The 702-nt window shown below is 57.5% G+C and carries 1 pseudogene; it reads left to right on the top strand.

From position 1 onward, the window contains the following. Window positions 1-617: 617 nt before the first annotated feature. A pseudogene (locus tag N6P30_RS24445) lies at window positions 618-702 on the top strand (SOS response-associated peptidase); the annotation flags it as partial.

Genomic DNA, 702 nt, shown 5'->3' with positions numbered 1-702 from the left:
TTTTAAACACCAGCTCTGTACCTCTTTTAAAGATCCTTTAATAAATCCTGTAAACCCATAACCTGTTCATCGCCCGCACTGTGGACAGGCTCCGGAGAATGTCCGCCCTTGCAGCGACCTGACGGTCGCGCCGGTTCGGCAGTATCAGAGATAGCTCCCATCGCTCCGCGACGGGCCCCTGCCGGAGAATTAAGTTAGTTACAGCATTCATAAGGAAGTTCATCACAAAACCGGCGCCGGTTTGCCGGCCAGGAGCCCCTCCCCACCACTGAAAAGCGCCGCCGCCCCCGGCCGAAGGCCGGGAGTAGTGTCGCGGTAAGTTCTGGGATACACGCTCGTAAGCGGCCCTAACGGCCCGCTAACGCGGAGATACGCCCCGACTGCGGCTGTCGCCTTGCCGGGACCACTCCGACCGCGTACAGAGGCATCTGAGCCGTTTTTAGCGGGTATAGCTTTGCAGGGAAGGGGGTGGGTGAGGCAGAACCTGTCAAAACAGCAGCCGGCTGCGCCGGGCGACGGCGCCATTTACCCGCAGTACTCCATTCAACTTCAGCTGGCGCCTCCATGCCGCTGACGCGGCATTATCTATACTTTAAGTCTGGCCACTGGAGGTAACCATATGCGGACGTTTTTCTCAGTCTATGACGCGGGAAGAGTATCTTTCTCTCCTCGCCAATGAAGCCGATCGAAATATTGCCTACG

The sequence above is a fragment of the Enterobacter sp. PL1 genome (genome assembly GCF_945957325.1).
In the GTDB taxonomy this organism is placed as follows: Bacteria; Pseudomonadota; Gammaproteobacteria; order Enterobacterales; family Enterobacteriaceae; genus Enterobacter; species Enterobacter roggenkampii.
This window is presented reverse-complemented; position numbering and strand designations above follow the sequence as displayed.